This is a genomic window from Erwinia psidii, assembly GCF_003846135.1.
GTDB classification, from domain to species: Bacteria; Pseudomonadota; Gammaproteobacteria; order Enterobacterales; family Enterobacteriaceae; genus Erwinia; species Erwinia psidii.
Genome location: NZ_RHHM01000011.1, coordinates 37,866 through 62,278 on the forward strand (window position 1 = coordinate 37,866; position 24,413 = coordinate 62,278).

At 53.0% G+C, this 24,413-nt stretch carries 23 protein-coding genes and 2 pseudogenes; 6 read left to right on the plus strand and 19 right to left on the minus strand.

The annotated features are described in order from the left end of the window. Positions 1 to 277 precede the first annotated feature (277 nt). The 4 genes from EB241_RS14155 to sdhC are packed head-to-tail and all read right to left on the minus strand — an operon-like array spanning position 278 to position 3,511. Positions 278 to 994, minus strand: coding sequence for a succinate dehydrogenase iron-sulfur subunit (locus EB241_RS14155; protein WP_124233780.1), 717 nt, complete (start codon positions 992 to 994; stop codon positions 278 to 280). 18 nt (positions 995 to 1,012) lie between these two features. Then, on the minus strand, positions 1,013 to 2,779 hold the full coding sequence (sdhA, locus tag EB241_RS14160; RefSeq protein ID WP_124233781.1) for a succinate dehydrogenase flavoprotein subunit: 1,767 nt from the start codon (positions 2,777 to 2,779) through the stop codon (positions 1,013 to 1,015). Position 2,780: 1 nt separating this feature from the next. After that, on the minus strand, positions 2,781 to 3,128 hold the full coding sequence (gene sdhD / locus EB241_RS14165; protein ID WP_124233782.1) for a succinate dehydrogenase membrane anchor subunit: 348 nt from the start codon (positions 3,126 to 3,128) through the stop codon (positions 2,781 to 2,783). After that, positions 3,122 to 3,511, minus strand: a complete 390-nt coding sequence (gene sdhC / locus EB241_RS14170; protein WP_124233783.1) for a succinate dehydrogenase cytochrome b556 subunit — start codon at positions 3,509 to 3,511, stop codon at positions 3,122 to 3,124. The genes sdhD and sdhC overlap by 7 nt, the downstream gene beginning before the upstream one ends. 611 nt (positions 3,512 to 4,122) lie before the next feature. On the opposite strand from sdhC, the gene EB241_RS14175 reads away from it, so the two are divergent. Then, entirely contained in the window at positions 4,123 to 5,406 is a 1,284-nt protein-coding gene (locus EB241_RS14175) for a citrate synthase (protein WP_124233784.1), read from the plus strand. 36 nt (positions 5,407 to 5,442) lie between these two features. Here EB241_RS14175 and nei read toward each other — a convergent pair whose 3' ends face one another. From nei to EB241_RS14230, 11 genes and pseudogenes are all read right to left on the minus strand, one after another. Beyond that, positions 5,443 to 6,234 (minus strand): endonuclease VIII, encoded by a 792-nt coding sequence (nei, locus tag EB241_RS14180; protein ID WP_124233785.1) that lies wholly within the window; start codon positions 6,232 to 6,234, stop codon positions 5,443 to 5,445. Between the two features lie 19 nt (positions 6,235 to 6,253). Further along, positions 6,254 to 6,898, minus strand: a complete 645-nt coding sequence (gene pcp / locus EB241_RS14185) for a pyroglutamyl-peptidase I (RefSeq protein WP_124233786.1) — start codon at positions 6,896 to 6,898, stop codon at positions 6,254 to 6,256. Position 6,899: 1 nt separating this feature from the next. Continuing rightward, positions 6,900 to 7,858, minus strand: a pseudogene (locus EB241_RS14190) (5-oxoproline transporter, DUF979 family subunit). 95 nt (positions 7,859 to 7,953) lie between these two features. Continuing rightward, positions 7,954 to 8,179, minus strand: a pseudogene (locus EB241_RS14195) (5-oxoproline transporter, DUF969 family subunit); the annotation flags it as partial. An 83-nt stretch (positions 8,180 to 8,262) separates the two neighbouring features. Beyond that, the gene (gene pxpA, locus EB241_RS14200) at positions 8,263 to 9,000 is read right to left on the minus strand and encodes a 5-oxoprolinase subunit PxpA (RefSeq protein WP_124233787.1); all 738 of its coding nucleotides are present in this window, start codon (positions 8,998 to 9,000) and stop codon (positions 8,263 to 8,265) included. After that, positions 8,990 to 9,922 (minus strand): 5-oxoprolinase subunit PxpC, encoded by a 933-nt coding sequence (gene pxpC / locus EB241_RS14205; protein ID WP_124233788.1) that lies wholly within the window; start codon positions 9,920 to 9,922, stop codon positions 8,990 to 8,992. The genes pxpA and pxpC overlap by 11 nt, the downstream gene beginning before the upstream one ends. After that, on the minus strand, positions 9,916 to 10,572 hold the full coding sequence (gene pxpB, locus EB241_RS14210; protein ID WP_124233789.1) for a 5-oxoprolinase subunit PxpB: 657 nt from the start codon (positions 10,570 to 10,572) through the stop codon (positions 9,916 to 9,918). Before pxpB ends, pxpC begins: the two co-directional genes overlap by 7 nt. Before the next feature lie 113 nt (positions 10,573 to 10,685). After that, the gene (locus tag EB241_RS14215) at positions 10,686 to 11,429 is read right to left on the minus strand and encodes a type 2 GTP cyclohydrolase I (RefSeq protein ID WP_124233790.1); all 744 of its coding nucleotides are present in this window, start codon (positions 11,427 to 11,429) and stop codon (positions 10,686 to 10,688) included. 108 nt (positions 11,430 to 11,537) lie between these two features. Continuing rightward, the gene (gene phrB, locus EB241_RS14220) at positions 11,538 to 12,959 is read right to left on the minus strand and encodes a deoxyribodipyrimidine photo-lyase (RefSeq protein WP_124233791.1); all 1,422 of its coding nucleotides are present in this window, start codon (positions 12,957 to 12,959) and stop codon (positions 11,538 to 11,540) included. A 21-nt stretch (positions 12,960 to 12,980) separates the two neighbouring features. Continuing rightward, complete coding sequence (locus EB241_RS14225; protein ID WP_124233792.1) at positions 12,981 to 13,937, minus strand: YbgA family protein; 957 nt, start codon at positions 13,935 to 13,937, stop codon at positions 12,981 to 12,983. A gap of 325 nt (positions 13,938 to 14,262) precedes the next feature. Next, a complete protein-coding gene (locus EB241_RS14230; RefSeq protein ID WP_124233793.1) occupies positions 14,263 to 14,469 on the minus strand; it encodes a YbfA family protein in 207 nt (68 codons plus the stop codon). Between the two features lie 285 nt (positions 14,470 to 14,754). Here EB241_RS14230 and kdpE point away from each other — a divergent pair, with 285 nt between their 5' ends. Continuing rightward, entirely contained in the window at positions 14,755 to 15,438 is a 684-nt protein-coding gene (gene kdpE, locus EB241_RS14235; protein WP_124233794.1) for a two-component system response regulator KdpE, read from the plus strand. A gap of 267 nt (positions 15,439 to 15,705) precedes the next feature. On the opposite strand, the gene pgm is transcribed toward kdpE, so the two are convergent. Together pgm and seqA are read right to left on the minus strand one after the other, a co-directional pair. After that, entirely contained in the window at positions 15,706 to 17,346 is a 1,641-nt protein-coding gene (gene pgm / locus EB241_RS14240) for a phosphoglucomutase (alpha-D-glucose-1,6-bisphosphate-dependent) (RefSeq protein ID WP_124233795.1), read from the minus strand. Between the two features lie 30 nt (positions 17,347 to 17,376). Beyond that, entirely contained in the window at positions 17,377 to 17,928 is a 552-nt protein-coding gene (seqA, locus tag EB241_RS14245; protein WP_124233796.1) for a replication initiation negative regulator SeqA, read from the minus strand. Between the two features lie 257 nt (positions 17,929 to 18,185). On the opposite strand from seqA, the gene ybfF reads away from it, so the two are divergent. The 4 genes from ybfF (at position 18,186) to fur (ending at position 20,884) form a co-directional block, all read left to right on the plus strand. Next, the gene (ybfF, locus tag EB241_RS14250; RefSeq protein ID WP_124233797.1) at positions 18,186 to 18,950 is read left to right on the plus strand and encodes an esterase; all 765 of its coding nucleotides are present in this window, start codon (positions 18,186 to 18,188) and stop codon (positions 18,948 to 18,950) included. Between the two features lie 150 nt (positions 18,951 to 19,100). After that, positions 19,101 to 19,397, plus strand: coding sequence for a LexA regulated protein (ybfE, locus tag EB241_RS14255; protein WP_124233798.1), 297 nt, complete (start codon positions 19,101 to 19,103; stop codon positions 19,395 to 19,397). Between the two features lie 146 nt (positions 19,398 to 19,543). Then, positions 19,544 to 20,074, plus strand: coding sequence for a flavodoxin FldA (gene fldA / locus EB241_RS14260; protein ID WP_124233799.1), 531 nt, complete (start codon positions 19,544 to 19,546; stop codon positions 20,072 to 20,074). A gap of 366 nt (positions 20,075 to 20,440) precedes the next feature. After that, positions 20,441 to 20,884, plus strand: a complete 444-nt coding sequence (gene fur / locus EB241_RS14265; protein ID WP_124233800.1) for a ferric iron uptake transcriptional regulator — start codon at positions 20,441 to 20,443, stop codon at positions 20,882 to 20,884. Positions 20,885 to 20,980: 96 nt separating this feature from the next. Here the strand turns inward: fur and EB241_RS14270 are convergent, their stop codons facing one another. Beyond that, positions 20,981 to 21,289, minus strand: coding sequence for a hypothetical protein (locus tag EB241_RS14270; RefSeq protein WP_124233801.1), 309 nt, complete (start codon positions 21,287 to 21,289; stop codon positions 20,981 to 20,983). A 338-nt stretch (positions 21,290 to 21,627) separates the two neighbouring features. Beyond that, on the minus strand, positions 21,628 to 24,282 hold the full coding sequence (locus EB241_RS14275; RefSeq protein ID WP_124233802.1) for a beta-N-acetylhexosaminidase: 2,655 nt from the start codon (positions 24,280 to 24,282) through the stop codon (positions 21,628 to 21,630). Positions 24,283 to 24,413: the final 131 nt, after the last annotated feature.

The window sequence follows — 24,413 nt, forward strand, 5'->3', positions numbered from 1 at the left end:
GAGCCCTTAAGCATTTTGTGCTTTTTTTCGCCGTGGTTATTCAAAGGAACTGTCATCAGTCCCGCGCCGCAAAGCGGCTTGCCCTCGACTGCATCACGCAAATAAAAAATGCGAAACACAGCCTGAAAGTTCATCGATACGAGCGTAGTACGCGGCTGCTGGCGACCAGGCCCGTAAGGGAACCCTGGCAAGAAACCTTAAATAAAGGTGACACGTTTTCTTGCCAGGATTTCCTGTTGAAACAGCCGGGAACCCTCAGGTTCCCGGATAAGGATAATCAGGCGCCACGCTGCAACAGCATTGACTTAATATGCCCAATGGCGCGCGTCGGGTTCAGCCCCTTAGGACAAACGCTCACACAGTTCATAATGCTGTGACAGCGGAATACGCTGAAAGCGTCGTTCAGATTATCCAGACGCGCATTGGTTTCCGTGTCCCGACTGTCAATCAGGAAGCGGTAAGCCGCCAGTAATCCCGCGGGTCCGATAAATTTATCCGGGTTCCACCAGAATGACGGGCAGGATGTTGAACAGCACGCACAGAGAATACACTCATATAATCCGTCCAGTTTTTCACGCTGTTCCGGCTGCTGTAAGTGCTCACGTGCGGGAGGATTTTCCCCATTATTCAACAGGTAAGGCTTAATCTTCTCATACTGAGTGTAGAATTGCCCCATGTCCACCACCAGGTCGCGGATTACCGGCAGGCCAGGCAGTGGGCGGATCACAATTTTACGTTTTCCACCGCCCAGGGCGGAAACCGGCGTGATACAGGCAAGCCCATTTTTGCCATTCATATTGAAACCGTCGGAGCCGCAAACCCCTTCACGGCATGAGCGACGAAAGGCCAGCGTGGGATCTTTCTCTTTCAGGCGGATCAGCGCATCCAGCAGCATCATGTCGCGCCCTTCTTCCGACTCCAGGCTGTAATCCTGCATACGAGGCGCGTCGTCCACATCCGGGTTGTAACGATAAATAGAAAATTCGAGTCTCATCGTCTCAGTCTCCGCAAACTAATAAGTACGCGCTTTTGGTGGGAAGGCCGCACGCAGTTTTGGCTGCATGTTCACCTCACGGCGCGTCATGCTCTCGCTTTGCGGGAGGTAGACGCTGTGACACAACCAGTTTGCATCGTCACGTTCAGGATAGTCGAAGCGGCTGTGCGCTCCACGGCTTTCGGTACGGAAGTTAGCTGCTACTGCCGTGGCGTAGGCCGTCTCCATCAGGTTATCCAGCTCCAGACACTCAATACGCTGGGTGTTGAAGTCCGGCGAACGGTCATCCAGACGGGCTTTTTTCAGACGCTCACGCAGAACTTTCAGCTCAGCGAGACCTTTTGCCATCGCTTCACCTTCGCGGAATACGGAAAAGTTATTCTGCATACAGGTTTGCAACGCTTTACGTAATTCGGCCGGATCTTCACCGTCAACGTTGTTGTTCCAGCGGTTCATTCGCGCGAGAGAGGCTTCAATTTCTTCATCGGTGGCATCCTGCAGCTCACCCTGCTCCTGAATGGATTCCTGCAGGTGCAGACCGGCAGCACGACCAAACACCACCAGGTCCAGTAACGAGTTACCGCCCAGGCGATTGGAACCATGTACCGAAACGCAGGCAATTTCACCGACGGCAAACAGCCCCGGCACCACCACGTCTTCACCCTGCTCATTCAGGGTTATCGCCTGACCGGTGACTCTGGTTGGAATGCCGCCCATCATGTAGTGACAGGTCGGGATCACCGGGATAGGTTCTTTAACCGGGTCAACATGGGCAAAGGTGCGGGACAGTTCCAGAATGCCCGGCAGACGCGCTTCCAGCACTTCATGGCCGAGATGATCCAGTTTCAGCTTAATATGTGGACCCCACGGGCCTTCACAGCCACGACCTTCACGGATCTCGATCATCATCGAACGGGCCACCACGTCACGACCAGCAAGATCCTTGGCATTAGGCGCGTAGCGTTCCATAAAGCGTTCGCCGTGTTTGTTCAGCAGGTAGCCGCCTTCACCACGGCAGCCTTCAGTGACCAGTACCCCTGCCCCGGCAATCCCGGTCGGGTGGAACTGCCACATTTCCATGTCCTGTACAGGTACGCCGGCACGCAGCGCCATACCAACGCCATCGCCGGTGTTGATATGCGCATTGGTGGTGGACTGGTAGATACGACCCGCACCGCCGGTCGCCAGCACCGTGGCACGCGCTTTGAAATAAACCACTTCGCCATCTTCAATGTTCAGTGCGGTGCAACCCACAATGGCACCATCAGCATTTTTCACCAGGTCCAGGGCATACCATTCGGAGAAAATGGTGGTTTTGTTTTTCAGGTTTTGCTGATAAAGCGTATGCAACAACGCATGGCCGGTACGGTCAGCCGCAGCCGCAGTACGCGCAGCCTGCTCGCCACCAAAGTTTTTCGACTGGCCACCGAAAGGCCGCTGATAAATACGACCATCCTCCAGCCGGGAGAAAGGCAGCCCCATATGCTCCAGCTCCAGAATAGCTTCCGGGCCGGTTTTACACATATATTCGATGGCGTCCTGATCGCCGATATAATCGGAACCTTTTACCGTGTCATACATGTGCCACTCCCAGTTATCATCATGGGAGTTACCCAGCGCAACAGTGATACCACCCTGTGCAGACACGGTATGAGAACGGGTTGGGAAAACTTTTGACAACAGGGCACAGCTCTGGCCCGATTGGGAAATTTGCAGTGCGGCTCGCATACCTGCACCGCCAGCACCGATAACAACGGCGTCAAACTCTCTGACTGGCAACTTCATTTTACGCTCCCCACACCACTACAGTTCCATAAATCGCATACACCAACAGCACCACCACCACCACCAGTTGCAGCAGCAAACGTACCGCCAGTGGTTTGATGTAATCCGTCAGTACCTGCCACATCCCTATCCAGCCATGAACCAGAATGGAGAACAGCGTCAGTAAGGTGAATACCTTGGTAAAGGAAGATGAGAAAAACCCGCGCCAGATATCCCATGTCAGATGGCCCGACATAACAATAAAGCCGAGAATGTAGAGTACATACAGGGTCATGATCATGGCGGCGGCACGCAACAGCAGCCAGTCATGAACGCCATTGCGACCCAGTGCAGAAGCATTGCTTACCATACGAGGACTCCAGCCAGAATTGAAAGCACGACAGTGATACCAAAAGAAATCTGCGCCGAACGCGAACCCGTTTGCAGTGTTTCTCCCAGCCAGCCAAAATCCATCAGCAAATGACGTACGCCGCCGACGATGTGATACGCCAGTGCGGTCAAAATGCCCCAGAAGATAAATTTAACAATTAAGCTGTTCATCACGGCAGAAGCCTGTAAAAATCCTTCCGGTGATGAGAGAGAGAGGCCCAGTAACCAGAGAAGTATGCCAATGGCTACAAAGGTGATAACGCCAGATACGCGATGGAGAATAGATGCAATTGCAGTAACGGGAAACCGGATCGTAGAGAGATCCAAGTTGACAGGTCTTTGTTTTTTCACGGTTTTGCCCACACAGCCTTTCTTATTTTGCTTCCTCCGGTCCTGAAGGCGGGTCAGACAGCGTTAAACAATGCGTCCGGCACTAAAACTACAACGTCCAGTGTCAAAACGCCGCGTCTAAAACGCTGGGTGGCTCCTACGGCAGGGTGTTCCGGAGACCTGGCGGAAGTATAGGGGGTTCACAAACTCATTACAATTCCCCTACAAACATCTTGGTCACATTTGCGCTGAACAGTGATCGTGCTCACGTTTTTTACAATTAATACCAATTTGATTATCTAATTTGACAAAACTTCAACATAACTGTTACAAATCAACGATAGTGTTTTATAATCTATAAAAATGTGGGGATACGCTTTCCCTTAAGCACAAGTTATGTAACATTGCTTAATCAGGCATAGTAAGTATCAGGTAATGGTTACCACCCATCAAGACCAGACCGGATCTTTAACAACCGCGAAATGACGTCAGATCTGCCCACCGGAAGGCGCACTCCCTTCGCTCTGTACCCTGCACATGAAAAGATGCCACAGAGTGGACTATGTGCTCCTGAACGCAGCCGCGGACAAACTGGCTTCTGATGGTGTCAAAGATCCACAGATAAGGCGCTAAGGAGACTGTAAATGGCTGATAAAAAGGCAACGCTAAACCTACCCGGCGAAGCGGCTATTGAACTTGATGTGCTCAGTGGCACATTAGGCCAGCAAGAAATTGATGTCCGTGCTCTTGGTTCCAAAGGCTACTTTACTTTTGATCCGGGCTTCACCTCTACTGCGTCCTGCGAGTCCAAAATAACTTATATTGACGGTGACGAGGGCATTCTGCTTCATCGCGGTTTTCCTATCGACCAGCTGGCTCTGCACTCCAATTATCTGGAAGTGTGCTACATCCTGCTGAATGGCGAAGCACCAACCAAAGCGCAGTTTGAAGAATTCAGCACCATTGTTACCCGTCACACCATGATCCATGAGCAGATCCACCATCTGTTCCGTGGTTTTCGTCGTGACTCGCACCCGATGGCGGTGATGTGTGGCGTTACCGGTGCCCTAGCAGCCTTCTACCATGATGCGATGGACGTCAATATTGAGCGGCACCGTGAAATTGCTGCGTTCCGCCTGCTGTCCAAAATGCCGACCGTGGCCGCGATGTGCTACAAATATTCCATCGGCCAGCCCTTCGTTTATCCACGTAACGATCTGTCCTATGCCGGTAATTTCCTCCACATGATGTTCTCCACGCCGTGTGAAGAGTACGTGGTGAATCCGGTGCTTGAGCGTGCGATGGACCGTATTCTTATTCTTCATGCCGATCACGAGCAGAACGCGTCAACGTCTACCGTACGTACCGCAGGTTCTTCCGGCGCGAACCCGTTTGCCTGTATCGCAGCAGGAATTGCCTCGCTGTGGGGACCTGCACACGGCGGAGCGAACGAAGCCTGTCTGCGTATGCTGGAAGAGATCAGCACCGTGGAACACATTCCTGAGTTCCTGAAGCGGGCAAAAGACAAAAATGACTCATTCCGTCTGATGGGCTTTGGCCACCGTGTCTATAAGAACTACGACCCGCGCGCTACCGTCATGCGTGAAACCTGTCATGAAGTGCTGAAAGAGCTGGGAATGAAAGATGACCTGCTGGAAGTGGCCATGGAGCTGGAGCACATTGCGCTGAACGATCCGTACTTTATTGAACGCAAGCTTTATCCTAACGTTGACTTCTACTCAGGGCTGATCCTGAAAGCAATGGGCATTCCGTCCTCAATGTTTACCGTGATCTTCGCCATGGCCCGTACCGTTGGCTGGATCGCACACTGGAAAGAAATGCACGATGATGGCATTAAAATTGCCCGTCCGCGTCAGCTCTATACCGGCTACGATCAGCGTGATTTTAAATCCAACCTTCAGAAATAATGCCCTGTTATCGCGCCGCAACTGCGGCGCTTTTTTTTATCGCTGGCAGCCAGGACACCAGTAAAAAGGCCGCGACGACAGCATCGTTTTTTCAATGATGCCACCGCACCGCACGCACAGCTTCCCTGCCCGGTGAAATACCTTAAAACTGAACCGTGCGCCGTGGTGTTCCTTCTCCCTGGTCATTCCGCGCGTCTGCCAGGAGAGCCTGGGGATAGCCAGTAACGCATCAGCCAGTTTTTCCCGCTGCTCAGCAGAGAGATCCTGTGCTTTGTGCTGCGGCGCAAGCGCCGCATGCCAGAGAATTTCCGCGCGCAGATAGTTGCCCAGTCCGGCCAGAAAAGCCTGATCGAGCAGCAGGCCGCTTAGCTGCCGTCGCCGGAAACGGGCAGAGAGCAGGCGTTCCGTCACCGCTTCCTTTGTTAAAGTCATATCCAGCACGTCCGGGCCAATGCGCATCAGAAACGGATGCGCAGCCAGGGTATCGGCATTCAGCATCGCAATATCCGACGCGCTGTACAGCAGCAGCGTTTTATCTTCCGCCGCCAGCCGGACACGCAAGACGCGGTTAGTCTCAGGCTCTTTTCCTGTGCTGACAACGCGCCATACGCCATATAGCTGGTTGTGGCTGTAGAGGATCAGGCCATTCGAAAAGTGGGTCAGCATCGCTTTGCCACGGGTCACGACAGCCTCTACCCGCTCGCCCACCAGCGACGATTCAAAGGTTTTCAGCTGAGGAAAAGCGAACCAGACCGACGTCAGCGTTTTACCCTGGATCGCCTTTTCCAGTTTGTCCGCCGCACGGCGGATCTCCGGGCCTTCTGGCATTTATCTCATCCTTTTACTGTTAATGTGTTGCACCACCTTCCAGACGGATATCCTGCTGCACACTTAGCGCAATACTCAGCGCCATCTCCAGCGCCAGCACCACCGTCTGTAACGACATACTGGCAACATCAACCTGCCTGACAACCTGCTCCGGCAGATAAGGAATATGGATAAAGCCAGCCCGTATGCCTTTGTGTTTCTGCAAATAATGCAGCAAACCGTACATCACATGGTTACAGACATAGGTTCCCGCCGTCTGTGAAACGGCTGCCGGGATGCCGGCTTCGCGGATCCCCTCAACAATCGCTTTAATCGGCAAGGTTGCGAAGTAAGCTGCCGGACCACCGGCAACAATGGGTTTATCAATGGGCTGATTGCCGGCGTTATCCGGGATGCGCGCATCATCAACATTGATAGCGACGCGCTCAACGGTGATCCCGGTACACCCTCCTGCCTGCCCGACGGCGATAACCATTTCGGGCCGTACTTCATCAATGGCGGCATACAGTACCTCCAGCGAGTCACCAAATACGCAGGGAAGCTGTTTCGCTATCACCTTCACGCCACAGACAGGGCGCTCATGCAGCTGTCTGACCGACTCCCAGGAGGGGTTTATCTGTTGACCTTCAAAAGGTTCAAAAGCCGTTATCAGTACCGTTTTCATCTCAGCCTCGCAAAAACATCAGCCACCAGTGCAGAAAAATATTTGCGATTAACAGTAGCACACCGGTCGGCGTCTGAGCTTTGATTACCGCGTTGCGGTCCATTAACTTCAGCAGCCTTGCCGGGACGATATTGAAATCCGCCGCCATCGAAGTGCCGCCGTAACCGTAAAGCATCTCAATCTCCGCCATCACGGCCGGATTACCCTGGTGTTGTAGCACCAGAACGGGAATGCCAATGCCTGAGGTCACAATCGGGAAAGCGGCAAAGGCGTTTCCCATCACCATGGCCAGCAACGCCATACCAACGGCATAAGTCATCACCGCGATAAAACGATTATCCACCGCAAACCAGGTTTCGGTAAGATGCGAGATGGCCGCGCCAACACCCGCGCTGGTGAACAGCAGTCCCAATGTGGCGAGAATTTGCGGCAGAATAAATGCTCAGCCAATCGCATCCAGCAAACGCCTTGCTTCCTGAACAGACGGTGCAGGCCCTTCACCGGTCATTTTCGTCGCCATGAGCCAGCCAGCGATACAGCCCACCGCCATTAAAAAAAGCATCACCAGCGTGGCGTGATTGCCCTGGCCGAACAGCCTTTGCGGTAATCCCGGCACGGTATTTAGCACCAGCACGCCCACCGTCGTTATCAGTGGAATTGCCAGCGTCGGAAGGAACAGATGCAGGCGTGCTGCACTCTCCTGGCGCTGCGGCAACGTGCGCTGGCGGTAAGCGCCCGGTCTGCCCCCCAGCACGGCAAGCAGTGCCACCACCATAGCCCCGACGATGATATGCAGGGTACGTTCTCCAACAAGTGCGGCCATCCAGTCAGCCACGAAAAAACCAGACCATACAGTCCGGTGCTCCGGCGACGTGGATTGGCGCTGTCGCGCCAGCACATTACCGCCACCATCAGCATTAACACGCCGGCCAGCCAGAACAGATATTGCTGCCGGAACATCACTGGCCTCCTTTCGCTTTCAGCGCGTTGCTGTTCAGGGTTACCAGTTCGGCAGAGGCACCTTTGAACTGTGCGATCCACGCCTTTGTCCGTTACTTCAACCCGTGGCGCTCCAGCAAACCACCACCATCAGGGGCAGCAATAACATCAGCGGCAGATTACGGGTATTCAGAAAACCAGCACCCAGTTTTCCAGAATATCTGCCAGCGGCATCGCCGCCGCCAGACCGATAATAAGGCCAGAGACAATGACTACCAACACCGGGTTAAAGCTCAGCACAAAACCGATCACAATAGCGGCGATACCCGCCAGCGGCCACAAATTTACTGCATTTTCCGTAGCAACATCTCTATTGTAAAAAACCCTTGCAAAGCCGGGCCACTGCGTATTTTTAGTGACCCGATTCAGTGGCTGGTAACGATAATATTCCGTTGTGCAAAAGCATCACGTAACTGGCTGGCAAAGGTCAGTGCGTGTTCTCCATCGCCGTGCAGACAGACTGTTTCCGCGGTAACGCTAATCCAGCTGCCGCTGATGCTGCGAACTTTACCCGTCTGGATCATGGCAAGCGTTTGTGCAATTGCCTGCTCGCCACTCTCCAGCAGTGCCCCCGGCTGTGAGCGTGGAACCAGCGAGCCATCGTCCTGATATCCACGATCGGCAAACACCTCCTGTCGCGTCCGCAACCCAAGCGCTGTCGCCGCCCGGATCGATTCACTGCCCGCCAGCCCAACCAGAATCAGCTCAGCGTCGACAGCCCGTACCGCACGCGCAATGGCTCTGGCCAGTTCAGGCTCCCGCGCTGACTGGTTGTAAAGCATTCCGTGAGGTTTGACATGGAGCAACCGCCCGCCTTCACTGCGGGTGATTGCCTGTAACGCGTCAATTTGGCAGACAACCTGTGCATAAACCGTTTCCGGCGGCAGCTGCATGGCGGTACGGCCAAAATTCTCGCGATCCGGGAAGCTGGGATGCGCGCCGATCGCCACCCCCGACTCCAGTGCCCAGATCACACTCTGCCGCATGGTTTGTGTATCTCCGGCATGGTAGCCACAGGCGATATTTGCCGAAGAAACCAGCTTTAACAACGCATGGTCGTTTGCACAGCCCTCCCCAAGATCGGCATTAAGATCAATATGCATTTTCCAACCCCCAGGCTATCTGCTCAAGGCAGCGTTGCTGAACACGCATGGCCTCCAACGCCTCTTCGGTTGTGCAACGGATAAAGTGTACCGGCTCCCCCAGCCGCAGCTGGGCAAGCTGGTACAGATCGGCCTCAATCACACAGGCAATTCGCGGATAGCCACCGGTGGTTTGCGCATCGGCCATCAGCACAATTGGCTGGCCGTTCGGCGGAACCTGAACCACCCCCGGTAACAACCCATGCGACAGCATTTCACGCGGGTTTTCCCGTATCAGCGGCCCGCCCTGTAACCGATACCCCATGCGATTGCTTTGCGGATTAAGCTGCCAGGCGGTTCGCCAAAACAGCTCACGGCTTTCGGTACTGAATTCATCGTATTCAGGCCCAGACAGCGCACGCACGCGGTTGCCGGATAACCACTGTCGCACCCCGGCGGATCTGGTAAACCGCCTGCGTGGCTCTCCCTGCGGCACACGATCGCCATCCGCTATCTGACGACCGGCAAAACCGCCAAACCCCGCCCTGACATCGGTACTGCACGATCCCAATACGGGGGCGATGGCAAAACCACCGTCCAGCGCCAGGTAACTGCGCATTCCGCGCGTGGGCATTTTCAGCATCAGGCGCTGACCTTTGCTCACCGCGGTACGCCAGCCGGTCCACACCGGCCTGCTGTCAAGCATCGCGTCACACCCCGCGCCGGTCAACGCAATCCAGCCATCACGGGTGAACTCAGCACAAAATTGCCCCAGCGTTATTTCCAGTACCGCACTGGCGCGGTCATTGCCCACCAGCAGGTTGGCCATTTCCATTGCCGGGCGATCCAACACGCCGCCGACGCCAACACCATACTGACGCCAGCCGCTGCGACCGGCATCCTGCAACGTTGTGCTCATGCCGGCACGAATAATTTTCAGCATATTCCCCCCGACTGCGGCACAAAACGCACGCTGTCACCCGGCCTCAGAAAGGTTGGAGGCTGGAGGTGAGGATTGAACAGCACTAACCCGGTCTGGCCAATCAGTTGCCAGCCACCCGGTGCAGAAAACGGATAGATGCCGGTCTGACTGCCGCCAATACCGACGGAGCCGGCCGGCACACGAATTCGTGGTTCAGCACGACGTGGCATATGCAGGCGTTCATCCAGCCCGGCCAGATAAGGGAACCCCGGCTGAAAACCGATAAAATAAACCATGTAGCGTGCGGCAGCGTGTGCCTCCACCAGCTGTTGTGGCGTTAATCCACAGTGCCGGGCGACCTCGACGAGATCCGGGCCGACAGCGCCACCATAGACCACCGGAATGTCAACCTGACGTATGGCCCTTTCCTGCGGCTCGCTTTTTTCCCACCGGCTTTGCAGCCAGTCAACGGCACGCAACGCCATCTGCTGCGGATCGCTCAGTATGACGGTGATATTGTTCATTCCGGGGATCACCTCGGCCACTTCTGGAGATGCCATAAGCTGTGCCGACAGTCCCCAAATCCGTTGCTGAGTATCGGTCGCGACAGGGGGAGAAAGCTCAAGTACCACCGCACGCTCGCCCAGCAGATAACAACAGGCTCGTTGCAAAACACACCTCCTGACCGCTTCCGGGCCAGCGTATTCAATGGCTTATAGTTATGCGGAAATGTTATTGATGTGTCAACCGGAGGTGTGGACGGTGGTGTTAACCGTCCGGCAGATCAGGCAGGATTGGCGATATCAATAAAAGTGACTTCCAGTGCATAGTGCTCTGCCAACCACTCACCGAGCGCCCTGATCCCTCCCCGCTCTGTGGCATGATGCCCCGCGGCAAAAAAGTGCAGTCCCTGTTCACGGGCGCTGTGCACAGTCTGTTCCGACACCTCGCCGGTAATAAATGCATCCACGCCAGACGCCGCGGCCGCATCAATAAAACCCTGACCGCCACCCGAACACCATGCCACGCGGCGGATCAGCGGTGGCGCATGATCACCACAGTGCAACGGCTCACGGCCCAGAACCTCCGCCAGGCGTTTGGCCAACTGCTCTCCGCTCAGTTGCTCTGTAAACTCGCCCCAGGGTACCAGTGGCATCACCTCGCCGCGTACGTTAATCCCCAGATCCTTCGCCAGGCAGGCATTGTTACCCAGCTGGGGATGAGCATCCAGCGGCAGGTGCCAGCCATAAAGATTGATGTCATTTGCCAGCAATGTTTTCAGCCGGTTGCGCTTCATTCCTGTAATGATCTGTGCTTCGTTCTTCCAGAAATAGCCGTGATGCACCATCACGGCATCCGCTCCAAGACGAACGGCTTCATCCAGCAATGCCTGGCAGGCGGTGACACCGGTGACAATTTTTTTGACTTCGCTACGACCTTCGACCTGTAAGCCATTAGGCGCATAGTCACTAAACGCGCTGGTGTTCAGGTGCTGGTTAACGATGTGTTCCAGCTCGGTATTTCGCATGGTAACTCCTGAAAATAAAGTGGTCTTTGGCGGTTGCCAGTTTTGGCAACAATAGCAGACGGGGAAAATGATGAGAACGGGCGACGAACGCCGCCCGTCAGCGGAAAGCTATTTTCTGGCGTTCTCAAACGCCGCCAGCGTGCTTTTCCGTGCTTCCTTGTGATCAACAATTGGCGGGGGATAATCCAGCGATACGCGGTTTTTTTTGGCCCATTCATGCGGCTGATGGATATGTTGCTGCGGCACCGCGTTCAGTTCCGGTATCCACTGGCGGATAAACGCGCCATCCTGATCAAAACGCTCTCCCTGAGTGCAAGGATTAAAGATACGAAAATAAGGTGCCGCATCAGTGCCACTGGACGCCGCCCACTGCCAGCCCCCGTTGTTGGCCGCCAGATCACCATCAAGCAGCTTAGACATAAAATAATGCTCCCCTTCCCGCCAGTCGATCAGCAGATCTTTGACCAGAAAACTGGCCACAATCATCCGTAAACGATTATGCATCCAGCCCAGTGAATTAAGCTGACGCATTGCCGCATCAACAATCGGGTAGCCGGTGTTTCCCTGTTGCCAGGCCGCAAGATAGCGGGCGTTGTGCTGCCATTTTACCTTTTTGGTCCAGGCGATAAACGGCTGATGGCGACACAGTGACGGCCAGGCAACCAGCAGGTGGCGGTAAAATTCACGCCAGATAAGCTCGTTCAGCCAGACAAAAATCTGGTTGTCATCCAGTCCTTCAGGGTGCTCATGCAGCAGACGATTCAGGCACTGGCGCGGGGAGAGGATGCCGGTCGCCAGATATACCGAAAGGCGACTGGTCCCCTCCACAGACGGAATATCGCGCTGCTGCGGATAGTGTGTAACCGGCTTCTGGCAAAATGCCCGCAGACGTTTTAACGCGGCGGCTTCTCCGGTAGGAAACAGCTGGTCGTCAAATGCTTCTCTGGGATAATCAAAGGGCTTCAGCGTCGGCGTTGTTTTCAGCGGTGCGTTTGCACGCGCTTTCGGCGCGGGCAGGCATTCAGGTACGCCCTGTTTGAGACGCCGGACAAATGCTTTACTGAAGGGGGTAAACACTTTGTACATCTCACCGCTGCCCGTCAGAACGCTGCCCGGCGGCAGCAACAGACTGTCATCAAATCCCTGCGAGGTAATGTCCAACGCGGAAAGTTCACGTTCAGCATCGGCATCACGTTGCCGTTCGTTAACTTCATATTGATAGTTATAAAACATCCGTTCAACGTTGTGCTGCTGACAAAACGTCTTCAGTTCTGTGACCGACGCGGCGAAATCGTCGCACTGCACATAGTGCAATGGGATACCCTTTTCGGCCAGTGACCGCTGCACGTCCAACAGGCTCTGACAGATAAACTCTGCCTGTTTTGGTGCCATTGCGTGTGAATGCCACTGTGACGGCGTGGCGATAAACAGGGCAAGAACCTCTGCTTTACTGTCACGGCACGCCGCGTGTAGTGCTGAATTATCGTGGATACGCAGATCGTTGCGTAGCCAGACCAGATGCGTGGTCATAACGCTCCCTGAAATAAAAAATCAGTGGCCGTAGCGCAGGCGAAGCGCTTCAGGATAGGGTTCAAAATAGCGCTGCTGCGTCAGATAGGGATCGGGGAATTCCGCCATGTAATGCTTCAGCAACGTAATGGGCGCCAGTAGCGGCTGCAATCCCTGACGATAATGGTCAATCAATGAGGCCAGCTCCTGGCGCTGTTTTGAGGTGAGTTGTGGGCGAAAATACCCCTGCACATGAGACAGTACATTAGTGTGGTTGCCCCTGGACACCTGGTGCTTAAGCAGATCCATCAAACGCTGGCGGTATTCAAAGGCAAATGCTTCCAGTGAAGGCCACTTCTCAATTGCTGCCACGAAACATCCCATTTTGCGATATTCGGGTTGTGAATGGGCCAGTAACAGCAGTTTGTAACGACTGTGGAAAGCAATCAGCTTGCCCCGTGTCAGTCCACTACGCCACATTTCATTAAATTCATGCAGGGTATAAACGCGTTCGACAAAGTTTTCCCGCAGTAACGGATCGTGTAAGCGGCCATCTTCTTCCACCGGCAGCCAGGGCATCTGTGACATTAGCTCGCGGGTATAAATCCCGATGCCCTCCTTACGGTTGTTGTTGTTATCTGGCTGGTAGACACGCACCCGCTCCATACCACAGCTGGGCGATTTGGCACAAACAATGTAGCCACAAAGATAATGCAGTGAGGCAATTTTCTGTCTGGCATAATCCTGCATCTCCTCAGTGACAGGCTCTCCTTTGCCATTGCTGAATCTCAGTTCGACCGCACCGCCACTGGCTTCAGTCAGACGCAATGCCGGACGTGGCGTGGAGAGGCCAATCGCCATTTCAGGACAAACAGGTTGGTATCGCACAAAGGGCGCAAGCTCTTCAGCGGCAAAACCACAGCGTTTATGGCCGCCATCAAAACGTACGTTGTCCCCAAGCAGGCAGGCGCTGATACCAACAGGAATTTTTTCACTCATAGTTGTACAACCTCCAACTTCCTGTAGAGGTTTAAGTGTAGACGAAATTCCCTTTACAGGTGCACTTAATGTCAGAAAAAAGTTGCCGTTGGGTGAAAATATCGTGGTGAAACAGTCAAAATATAATGACGTCTGTCTGCCAGACCCAGGGTAGATGATTCAGTTTCGTGGCTGTGAGGTGCGGACAATCCGGGACAGATGAAACGTCCAGGCGGGTGAAGATTCCCTTTGCGTCAGAGCAACACAGCATTTGGCAGCAGGAAGAAGGGCCAAAGCGCCCCGGATAAAAGAGGAAACAGCCCTGACAGAAGATAAAATGACGCGATTACCAGATATCGCCACCAGCAGCCTCAGCCTGATCCAGCCAGACCGGCTTGTTGCTGGTCTTAAACCAGACCCGGTGCAGATAACTGTAAAATTTAGCTCTGTCCTCACGGAACAGCATCACCGGGAATGCCAATGTACCGACCACCACCACCGCAATACGACGCATGATGATACGGAATGGTGAATAATGTTGATAAAGATTCATACGCCCTCCCCAAATATGCTCATTAGTGCATCAATTTGCCGAAATGATAGCGTGTGTTATGTAATTTTACTACTCATCCGACCACTTTTTGCGGTAAATTTCATCGCGGTCGCAACATTGTTACATAAAAGTTAAAACAAAGCTGGTTGTTATCTCCTGGTTCACCGACATGACGCTACTATTACCGCAGCGTGATGAGGCGTTATTTGCTAAATTAGGCCACACTCACCGGGGAAGCGATCCACTGACGGTCTTCTCTGGCCACAGTTAAGCAAAGAGCAAAGTATGGTAACCAGAGTCCTGATCGTTGAAGATGAAAAAGAGATCCGTCGTTTTTTACGTCTTGCGCTGGAGGGCGAAAATCTGCGCGTGTTTGAAGCAGAATCGCTGCAACGGGGTCTGATCGAGGCCGCCACCAGAAAAGCCGATGTGGTGATCCTCGATCTGGGGCTGCCAGACGGTGATGGAATTGAATTTATTCGTGAAATCCGTCAGTGGAGCGCTATCCCGGTGATTGTGCTGTCGGCCCGCAGCGATGAGCAGGACAAGATTATCGCGCTTGATGCCGGGGCTGATGACTTTCTGAGTAAGCCTTTTGGTATAGGGGAATTGCTGGCACGCGTGCGGGCAGCATTGCGCTATCGCAGAGCAACAGGTTCAGAGCCTGAAGCTGAAGTCAGTTTCAGTGATGTACGGGTGGATATTGCCTCCCGGCGGGTAATCAGAAACGGCGAAGAACTGCACCTGACGCCGATTGAATTCCGCCTGCTGGTTAGCTTGCTCAACAATGCCGGGAAAGTGATGACGCAGCGCCAGCTACTGAATCAGGTATGGGGACCCAATGCGGTTGAGCACAGCCACTATTTGCGGATCTATATGGGACATCTTCGACAAAAACTGGAGCCGGACCCCGCCCAGCCCCGGCACCTTATTACTGAAACCGGCGTTGGTTATCGTTTTGTACCCTGATCCGTCCTGCCAGACTGTCAACAGTGCCGCCGGTGCCGATAATCTCCGCCGCGGTGTCGGTTTTTAACGCAAGCCATTTACCGTCGGTAACCAGTGCGTTGATCTTTGGCAGGCTATTGGCTTCTTTATCTGATATTTGAAACAGAAAAAATATTTTTCCATAAAAAAAGCATCCTTACTCGTTGGGTAGCCAACTTTCAGGATGCAGTTGATCAGAATAGCCGTTTTTTACCCGTGAACGGGACCGCCGTCAGACACCGTTTTCGCTCAGGCGTTTTTCAACACTTCACTGACAATTTCTACGGCTTCTTTCTCAATTTTTTCCCGGTGCTCCGCCCCCAGGAAACTCTCGCAGTAGATCTTATAGGCATCTTCGGTGCCGGACGGACGCGCGGCGAACCAGCCGTTTTCCGTCATCACTTTCAGACCACCAATCGATGCGCCATTACCCGGCGCCGCTGTCAGACGGGCGGTGATTGGATCGCCCGCCAACGTGTCTGCACTGACCATTTCCGGTGACAGTTTAGACAGCGCCGCTTTTTGAGCTGAAGTGGCAGAAGCCTGCAAACGGTTGTAGCTTGGCGCGCCAAAGCGTTCCGCCAGCTCATCATAATGCTGCTGAGGATTTTTACCGGTCACCGCGGTGATCTCTGCGGCCAGCAGACACATGATGATGCCGTCTTTGTCGGTTGACCAGGGCGTCCCGTCAAAGCGCAGGAAGGAAGCGCCGGCACTTTCTTCACCACCAAAACCAAAGCTACCGTCAAACAGGCCGTCAACGAACCATTTAAAACCAACCGGTACTTCCACCAGCTTACGGTCAATGGCGTTGACTACCCGGTCGATCATCGCGCTGGATACCAGCGTTTTGCCTACCGCAACCTCTTTGCCCCACTGCGGACGATTCTGGAACAGATAGTTAATCGCAACGGCCAGATAGTGGTTCGGATTCATCAGCCCTGAGGGCGTGACAATGCCGTGACGGTCATAGTCAGGATCGTTTGCAAAGGCCAAATCGAATTGATCGCGCAACGCCAGCAGGCCGGCCATCGCGCTCTCAGAAGAACAGTCCATGCGGATAACGCCATCTTTATCCAGATGCATAAAGCGGAACGTCTGGTCAACGGCATCGTTAACAATAGTCAGATCCAGATTATAGAAGTCGGCAATACGCTGCCAGTAGGCAATACCCGATCCCCCTAACGGATCAACGCCAATTTTCAGCCCCGCTTTCTGGATCGCAGGAATATCAATGATCTGCGCCAGACCTTCAATGTAAGGCTGGATCAGATCCTGCTCTTTCAGATGACCGCTTGCCCAGGCTTGATCCAGAGCAATGCGTTTGACGCCCTTCAGCCCTTCTTTGATCAGGGCATTGGCACGCTCTTCCACCACTTTGGTCACGTTGGTATCGGCAGGCCCGCCATTAGGGGGATTATATTTAATACCACCGTCTTCCGGCGGATTATGTGATGGGGTAATAACGATGCCATCAGCCAGCGCGCCACCCGCTTTATTATGCTCAAGAATAGCGTTAGAGATAGCCGGCGTTGGCGTGTAGCCGTTGTCCTGCTGCACGATAACATCAACGCCATTCGCCGCCAGCACTTCCAGCACGGAAATAATGGCGGGTTCAGACAGCGCGTGGGTGTCTTTCCCCACATAACAGGGGCCGCCGATGCCGTTCTTTTTACGCTCTTCTGCAATAGCCTGTGCTATCGCCAGAATATGCGTCTCGTTAAAACTGTGACGCCCCGCACTGCCACGATGGCCGGATGTGCCGAATTTTACCGCATGCTCTGCATTATCTGGCTCAGGTTGCAGGACATAGTACTGTGACGTTAATTGTGCAACATTAATCAAATCGCTCTGGCGGGCGGGTTGCCCGGCACGAGGGTGATTGGCCATTGGGGCTTCTCCCTGACGCTTATTAATCAGTTAGAGGGTGCCGCAAACTTTGTCAGTCAGCTCCGTGGGGAACTGCATTGACAGCATGATGTGTTCGATCATGCTACGTTTGCGACCTGTGTTGGTATTAGTGATCACCCAGTACGGCGTGCCCGGAATATGCTGTGGCTTGGTATGGGTGCCATTTTGTACCAGAGTCTGTTGATTACCAGCAAAATAGACGCGAGTGCGGCCCAGTAAAGACTCGGTTGCGGCACCAAAAGCACTGGGGTCCAGACGATATAAGGTCGAGAGAATCAACATAAACCGGTTAATCGCTTTCTTCTGTTCAGCATATTCATCTGACAGCAACAGTTCACGGACGGCCCGAACCCGATCCTGTGGTCGGGACACTCTGTTGTCTGCCGTGGCCTCTGCCACCGCCGCCGCAGAAGATGACGCCATCGCCCTGTCTGTCGGTGTATCCTGTCCGGCAGTAAATTTAAGCATACGGCGTAAAATGTCAGAGGCGCTCTCACCAATATGCTGAGTGTGGCTGGCAATATAACGGTAAAGCTCTTCGTCAACGTCGATAGTTTTCATCTTGATCCAGTACAATTGTTGCCTATAAGAGCCGGATTGCGCCATGCATATAAAAAGTAACCGACATGCGCTTAAAAAATCCTGCCCTAACACGAGGATTATAAAGTTAAATCCTGCCGGGGTGTAGCACCAGCACTTAATGCCAGTAAAAGTCAGATAATGCCGCAAAAGAAAGGCCATCAATAATCTGCTCACCCGACAGGAAGCAGTGATTCCATGATAGCCTAACCCTTCTTTTACACTGAAAGAACTTTGCCATGAAATTGAATGTCCGCTCGCAATCTGAACAATCTGAAAACGCTGGCCTGCCGGTGGTGCTGATCCACGGCCTGTTTGGTAGCCTTGATAACCTTGCCGTATTGGCCAGAGGGCTGAAGGAGGAGCGGCAGATTATCATGGTTGATGTCCGCAATCATGGGCTGTCGCCACGCTCCCCTGACATGCACTACACGGTAATGGCGCGTGATGTCATTGAGACCCTCGACAGTCTGGGTGTCGGCCAGTGTGTGGTTATCGGCCATTCGATGGGGGGTAAAATCGCCATGTCGATGACCGCCTTAGCCCCCCAACGCGTAGCACAATTAGTGGTGATTGATATGGCGCCGGTTGCCTACACTGAGCGCCATCACGACGCCGTCTTTGCGGCACTCAACACCGTAAGCGAGGCCTCGGTGGCATTACGTAGTGAAGCCGCAGCGCTGATGCGTCAGACAATAAAAGAAGAAGGCGTAATTCAATTTCTGCTCAAGTCCTTTCACGATGGTGAATGGCGTTTTAACGTCCCGGTTTTGTTGGCTGAGTATAATCAATTGATTGACTGGCAGCCGCAACCCGCGTGGCATGGCCCAACGCTGTTTATCCGGGGAGAACGTTCGCCGTATCTTGCTGACCACTACCGCGCTGCACTGCTGAAACAGTTTCCACAGGCTCGTGCCCATGTGATTGCCGGCGCCGGACATTGGGTACATGCTGAAAAGCCTGATGCTGTTTTGCGCGCAATTCGACGTTTTTTCGCACAGTGAAAACAAATAGTTGCTGATAAGACTAAATGATTGTCGTGATGACTTTCACTGCGGTATGATGGCGCGCTTACATTTTGCCGGTGAATGAAACCCCACACGGCATTGCAGCCTCAATCCATCAGAACCCCAGCCCTTCAGTATCACGACTCTATGGCAAAAGAAAACACGGACCGCACCACGATCGATCTGTTCGCGAATGAGCGTCGTCCTGGTCGACCTAAAACCAATCCACTGGCGCGTGGTGAACAGTTGCGTATCAACAAACGCAATCAGCTTAAGCGTGATAAAGTCCTCGGGCTGCGGCGCGTGGAACTAAAAATGAACAGCGATGCCGTGGACGCGCTCAACCGGCTGGCGGAAGAGCGCAATATCAGCCGTAGCGAACTGATAGAAGAAATGATCATGGCGCAGCTGGCCAGTTCAGAGCTTAAACTGACAGACACCTGATGCTGTCGGGTTAACAAATACAGAGCACAAAGCGACAAATGCGGGAGTATTCTTCATTTATCCACCCGATAGGGTCTGTTATCATTGCCGCTAAGATTTTCAGATCGGCCGTTTCCTTACATAAGTTTCAAGAGGTTATTAAACTCATGGCAATCGTAGGTATTTTCTTTGGCAGCGATACAGGCAATACGGAAAATATTGCTAAAATGATCCAGAAGCAGCTGGGTAAAGAAGTTGCGGAGGTTCATGATATCGCCAAAAGCAGCAAAGAAGATCTTGAGGCCTTTGATATTTTGCTGCTGGGTATTCCAACCTGGTACTACGGCGAAGCGCAGTGTGACTGGGACGATTTTTTCCCCACGCTGGAAGAAATTGACTTTAATGGCAAGCTGGTGGCGCTGTTCGGCTGTGGCGATCAGGAAGACTATGCAGAATATTTCTGTGACGCGATGGGCACCATCCGCGATATCATTGAGCCAAACGGCGCGGTGCTCGTCGGCCACTGGCCAACCGAAGGCTATCATTTTGAAGCGTCCAAAGGGCTGGCGGACGAGACTCACTTCCTCGGTCTCGCGATTGATGAAGATCGTCAACCTGAACTGACCAATGAGCGCACCGAAAAGTGGGTCAAACAGATTTACGAAGAATTGCAGCTCAAAGAGATCCTTGAAGCCTGAGCCTGTCGCCTGCGGGTGCGTTAATCACCTGCAAGGTGCATGGTTTTTCCTGTCGATGCAATAGGAACATTTTTTTAACTTTCACCTGCAACACTGTACAATACCGCTATCGGCCATATCGTTCTTTCAGGAATGCTGCCAGAAAAGCAATAATGGAGAGACAGTTCAAAATGCAGCCCCCCATATATTGGGCAGTTGCTTTCCCGGATGTAATGACTTTTCTTACCTCCCTGGGCGTTTGTAACTCACTTTCCGGTGGTTTTCATTTTAGTGCATCAGTTTTATACTGAGTAGCTTGGTTTTTTAGGCCGATGTTCATGGTTTTTCAGCCAATTAGTGACTAGCAAGTAACAGGACAATATCCGCATGACTGACAATAACACCGCATTAAAGAAGGCCGGCCTGAAAGTCACGCTTCCACGATTGAAAATTCTGGAAGTGCTTCAGGAACCACAGTGCCATCACGTCAGTGCGGAAGATTTGTACAAACGCCTGATTGACATGGGCGAAGAAATTGGACTGGCAACGGTCTACCGCGTTCTGAATCAGTTCGATGATGCGGGGATCGTGACACGCCACAACTTTGAAGGTGGCAAATCCGTTTTTGAACTTACCCAGCAGCATCATCACGATCATCTTATCTGCCTGGACTGCGGCAAAGTTATCGAGTTCAGTGATGAATCTATTGAATCCCGCCAGCGTGATATCGCTTCGCGTCACGGAATAAAGTTAAGCAATCACAGTCTTTACCTTTATGGTCACTGCACCACCGGCGACTGCCGGGAAGACGAAACACTGCACGACGACTGATTCTGCTTTCACGTGTCAAGAACCGGTGTCTTTCACCGGTTTTTTATTGCTAACTAAAAACCATATTCTGTCAGCATGGTTATCAGCCGTTTTTTGCTATGCCTTGCTGTGTTTGGATTTTAGGGTTTTAGTACGCCCGTGTGAGGCGCGATCAAAGCCGCCTTCTCTGAAAATGGTTTTTTGCTTCAGCTGGCGAATGAAATTTCTTTTTGTCACGGTGAAAATCCCGGTGCTAGCCGGGTACATTGTGGTAAAGCCAGCCGCCGCCGTAACGCCAAAAGCCACGGGTGGCCCCAGCACCCACGCCAGTGATGATTGTGCGCGCATCAGTGCATTAAACATTGGCCTCACGCAATATTCGCGGGCCAGAGCAAAGAGTTGTGGCATGCCAGCATTAGCGACCATAAACGCGCCCGCCGTCAGTAAAAATAAATAATGGCGGCTGAGGCAAACGCCAGACTGTTTAAAACAACCATCAGGTAACAAAACATCAGTAAATGACGCCGTACTTTAAGGCGATCGGAAAGCGTTCTGACACCAATCCCAATGGCTGCATTAACTGCATGACAACGACCGACAGCCGCAAGGCTGGCATTTAACTCCGTTGAAAGATAAAGGCTCAGGGTGGGGATTTGAAAAGCGCCTGCCACCCCGTCCAAAAATGCGATAAGTAAAAAAACCACGGCACGATGGTATCCGCTCCGCTAAATTGAAACAGGCCCGCATCAGGCGGGCCTGTAACATCAGAGCATCTCAGCCCGGCTAACGCGTTTTCCATCCGGGCTGACCGAGCGAACCATCACCTCCCCTGTTACCGCTGGCTGCGTGCTGGCATCATATTGCTGCCAGCTTTTGCCCATATCCACACTGTACTCAATAGCCAAACCCGGTAGCGCAATATTGGCTTCAAGTTTGCCATCAACCACCCTTGCACCAGGCACTGGCAGGCGGTATTGAATACCGGTTTTATCAAGTTTAGACAGCTCACGCTGACCCAGCAGGTTGGCAAAACGCTGCCAGTCTTTCAGCAATGCCTGCTGGTCAACATGGTGGGTTTCCCCTCCGATATATTCTTTACCCGCCTGATAATCCTGCTCCCAGGCTGCACGGTGCCATGCACGTTCAGCCACTGACAACATGCGTGGGAAAATCATATATTCCATCTGCTGGTCGGTGCGTACGGTTTCACTCCAGAGCTGGGCAGACAGGCCGTAAGCGCCTGGCCAGGCCTTATCTGATTTGGCGGTGAAGGTTTTACCATCGCGATCTACCGAAGTTTCAGCATTCTGCGGCAAATTATCGGGCGCGAAGCCAAACATCTTGCGCTCATCGCTGAAGCGTGTACCCCAGTAGTAGCCGCGCTCAAGTGTATTTACCTCATAGGGGAAATCCATGTAGACGTAATCCGGGCTGGAAACCACCACTTCGTAGCCTTTATTGGCCCAGTCATTGGCAGAATCAAAACCACCCCAGAACAGCGTATCCCAGAAGTTGACTCCCATCCGTTCAGTGGCAAATACTTTTGCATTCTCAGCGTCTTTCAGGCCATCCTGCCAGGCCTGCATTCTGCCGATGCCATGATCTTTTACCTGTTGGCTGACCTGTTGCGCAAAGTAGCTGGGCAGATGCTCAAGGTCTTCCACTTTTCCCTCTTTGACCATTTTCTGGCACACCTGAGATTTTGCCCAGGGCTTATCCTGCTTACTCATATCAAGCAGGCCGGTTCCGGCAACAGGGTTATTCTTATCGGAATACCCTGTACCTAAACGAATATTTTTGGCCTCATCACCACCAAAATGCCATGTTTTAATCGGCTGCCCGGCTTCACGATGCATGGACTGAATTTCACTCATCACCTTATCGGTAAAACGCAGGGAAGACGCCAGGCATGGGTTGAGATAGCTGGTGCGATCGTATAGCTGTACTGAGGTCGTATTGGAATCATCGGTAGGGTCGACAAGTCGGTATTCCGAGGCTTCAGCCGTTTTGCCCTCTTTCATCAGCCGATGATAACGCGCCTCCATTGAGATAACGGCAGCACGGGCATGAGCGGGCATATCGATCTCCGGTATCACGTCAATACCGCGTGCCGCTGCATATTTGACAATATCAATATAGTCGTGACGACTGAAATAGCCGGAACCCGTATTGTCACTTTCCGGCCCGGAGCCAAGTTGTGGCAACAAACAACGCTGTTCACTTAGATCGTGGCAACGTTTCCCCCCCACGTCGGTTAATTCCGGCAGGCCCGGGATCTCTATTCGCCAGCCTTCATCGTCGCTGAGATGGAAGTGGAAAACGTTAATTTTCCATGAGGCCAGCTGATCCAGCATACGCATTACCGCTGCCTTGCTGTGGAAATTGCGGGCCACATCAAGGAAGACACCACGGTAGGCAAAACGTGGAGCATCACTGGCATTAAGCGTGGCAATTTTGGCACTGCCATCGGCAGGAATCAGGGAAATAATCGATTGCAGGCCGTAAAAAACCCCCTGCTGATCGTATCCAACCACTTCAGCACGGTCTTTGTCGATCACCAGATGATAAGCACCCGAAATTACCTGTTCATCTTTAAACGCTTCAGCGTCAATACGAGTAGCAATGCCATAGCCTTTGGTTTTTTCCTGCACGCCTAACAGCTGAAAACGCTGTCTTACCGCTTCTGCTTTTTCCGCGGGCAGGCTGGCAAGATCCAGCGTCACGCCTTGCGACAGATCGGCATCCTCTGCCAGCACCTCTACCTGCATCGGCGTGGGAACAATCTGACCACGCAGGGCAGATGCAGGTAACTGTTGCACATCGCTGTTCTTATCGAAACGGCTGGCAGGCACCATTAACACATTTTGATCGTCAGGAGTTCGTTTCCATTGTTCACCAAAAGGCGCCACAAAACTCGTGAGATCTTCAGTATCCGTACTTTTGATAATTTTGGGCGTCGAGTCGCCCGACGTCACATACCAGCGCGGCATAACATCCGTGATAAATAGCTGCCAGTATTCAAGAATTATCGGGATTTCCACCGACTCACCGGCTGCGAAACCGGTAAACTTCTCTGTTGGCTCAAGCCGGGCCAAATCCCCCACCACAGACACCAGGCGGAATTGATCGCTTTCAACCTTCAGAGCTTCATGGACGTTAGACATATAAATCGCCCAGTCCTTGCTGGTGATGGCTGGTCCAGGGTTGGTGAGGGTTATGGTTGCCCGGTTGCAGGATGCCCAGTCTGCCCCCAATGCCGCACAGTCAACACCATTGTGAGCGGCATGGTTATCCGTCACTTTATACTTCACGCCAAACTGACTCATTTGGTCAACAATCTGCTGATTAGCCATCGCGTTACTGCCAGCCAGCACGGAGAGTAATGCAGCAGCCAGAAGACGTGCTTTACATTTTTTCATTCTCTTATCCTTATCTGTTTGTTGTCATTTTGCTCGGTGGGGGGCTGCAACTTAGCGGATTCTGTTGCCATACCCTCACCACCGCCCTTATGTTCAGCAGCCACATAATGCTGGTCGTCCTCAGCGAAATT

Bases quoted from the DNA above. Each gene is read 5' to 3' on its own strand.
- EB241_RS14230 (WP_124233793.1), bottom strand. From the start codon at position 14,469: ATGAATCTTTATCAACATTATTCACCATTCCGTATCATCATGCGTCGT.
- nei (WP_124233785.1), bottom strand. From the start codon at position 6,234: ATGCCAGAAGGCCCGGAGATCCGCCGTGCGGCGGACAAACTGGAAAAG.
- EB241_RS14275 (WP_124233802.1), bottom strand. From the start codon at position 24,282: ATGAAAAAATGTAAAGCACGTCTTCTGGCTGCTGCATTACTCTCCGTG.
- ybfF (WP_124233797.1), top strand. From the start codon at position 18,186: ATGAAATTGAATGTCCGCTCGCAATCTGAACAATCTGAAAACGCTGGC.
- EB241_RS14225 (WP_124233792.1), bottom strand. From the start codon at position 13,937: ATGAGTGAAAAAATTCCTGTTGGTATCAGCGCCTGCCTGCTTGGGGAC.
- seqA (WP_124233796.1), bottom strand. From the start codon at position 17,928: ATGAAAACTATCGACGTTGACGAAGAGCTTTACCGTTATATTGCCAGC.
- pxpA (WP_124233787.1), bottom strand. From the start codon at position 9,000: ATGCATATTGATCTTAATGCCGATCTTGGGGAGGGCTGTGCAAACGAC.
- EB241_RS14175 (WP_124233784.1), top strand. From the start codon at position 4,123: ATGGCTGATAAAAAGGCAACGCTAAACCTACCCGGCGAAGCGGCTATT.
- phrB (WP_124233791.1), bottom strand. From the start codon at position 12,959: ATGACCACGCATCTGGTCTGGCTACGCAACGATCTGCGTATCCACGAT.
- sdhD (WP_124233782.1), bottom strand. From the start codon at position 3,128: ATGGTAAGCAATGCTTCTGCACTGGGTCGCAATGGCGTTCATGACTGG.
- kdpE (WP_124233794.1), top strand. From the start codon at position 14,755: ATGGTAACCAGAGTCCTGATCGTTGAAGATGAAAAAGAGATCCGTCGT.
- fldA (WP_124233799.1), top strand. From the start codon at position 19,544: ATGGCAATCGTAGGTATTTTCTTTGGCAGCGATACAGGCAATACGGAA.
- pgm (WP_124233795.1), bottom strand. From the start codon at position 17,346: ATGGCCAATCACCCTCGTGCCGGGCAACCCGCCCGCCAGAGCGATTTG.
- EB241_RS14270 (WP_124233801.1), bottom strand. From the start codon at position 21,289: ATGGTCGCTAATGCTGGCATGCCACAACTCTTTGCTCTGGCCCGCGAA.
- ybfE (WP_124233798.1), top strand. From the start codon at position 19,101: ATGGCAAAAGAAAACACGGACCGCACCACGATCGATCTGTTCGCGAAT.
- sdhA (WP_124233781.1), bottom strand. From the start codon at position 2,779: ATGAAGTTGCCAGTCAGAGAGTTTGACGCCGTTGTTATCGGTGCTGGC.
- EB241_RS14155 (WP_124233780.1), bottom strand. From the start codon at position 994: ATGAGACTCGAATTTTCTATTTATCGTTACAACCCGGATGTGGACGAC.
- fur (WP_124233800.1), top strand. From the start codon at position 20,441: ATGACTGACAATAACACCGCATTAAAGAAGGCCGGCCTGAAAGTCACG.
- pxpC (WP_124233788.1), bottom strand. From the start codon at position 9,922: ATGCTGAAAATTATTCGTGCCGGCATGAGCACAACGTTGCAGGATGCC.
- pcp (WP_124233786.1), bottom strand. From the start codon at position 6,898: ATGAAAACGGTACTGATAACGGCTTTTGAACCTTTTGAAGGTCAACAG.
- EB241_RS14215 (WP_124233790.1), bottom strand. From the start codon at position 11,429: ATGCGAAATACCGAGCTGGAACACATCGTTAACCAGCACCTGAACACC.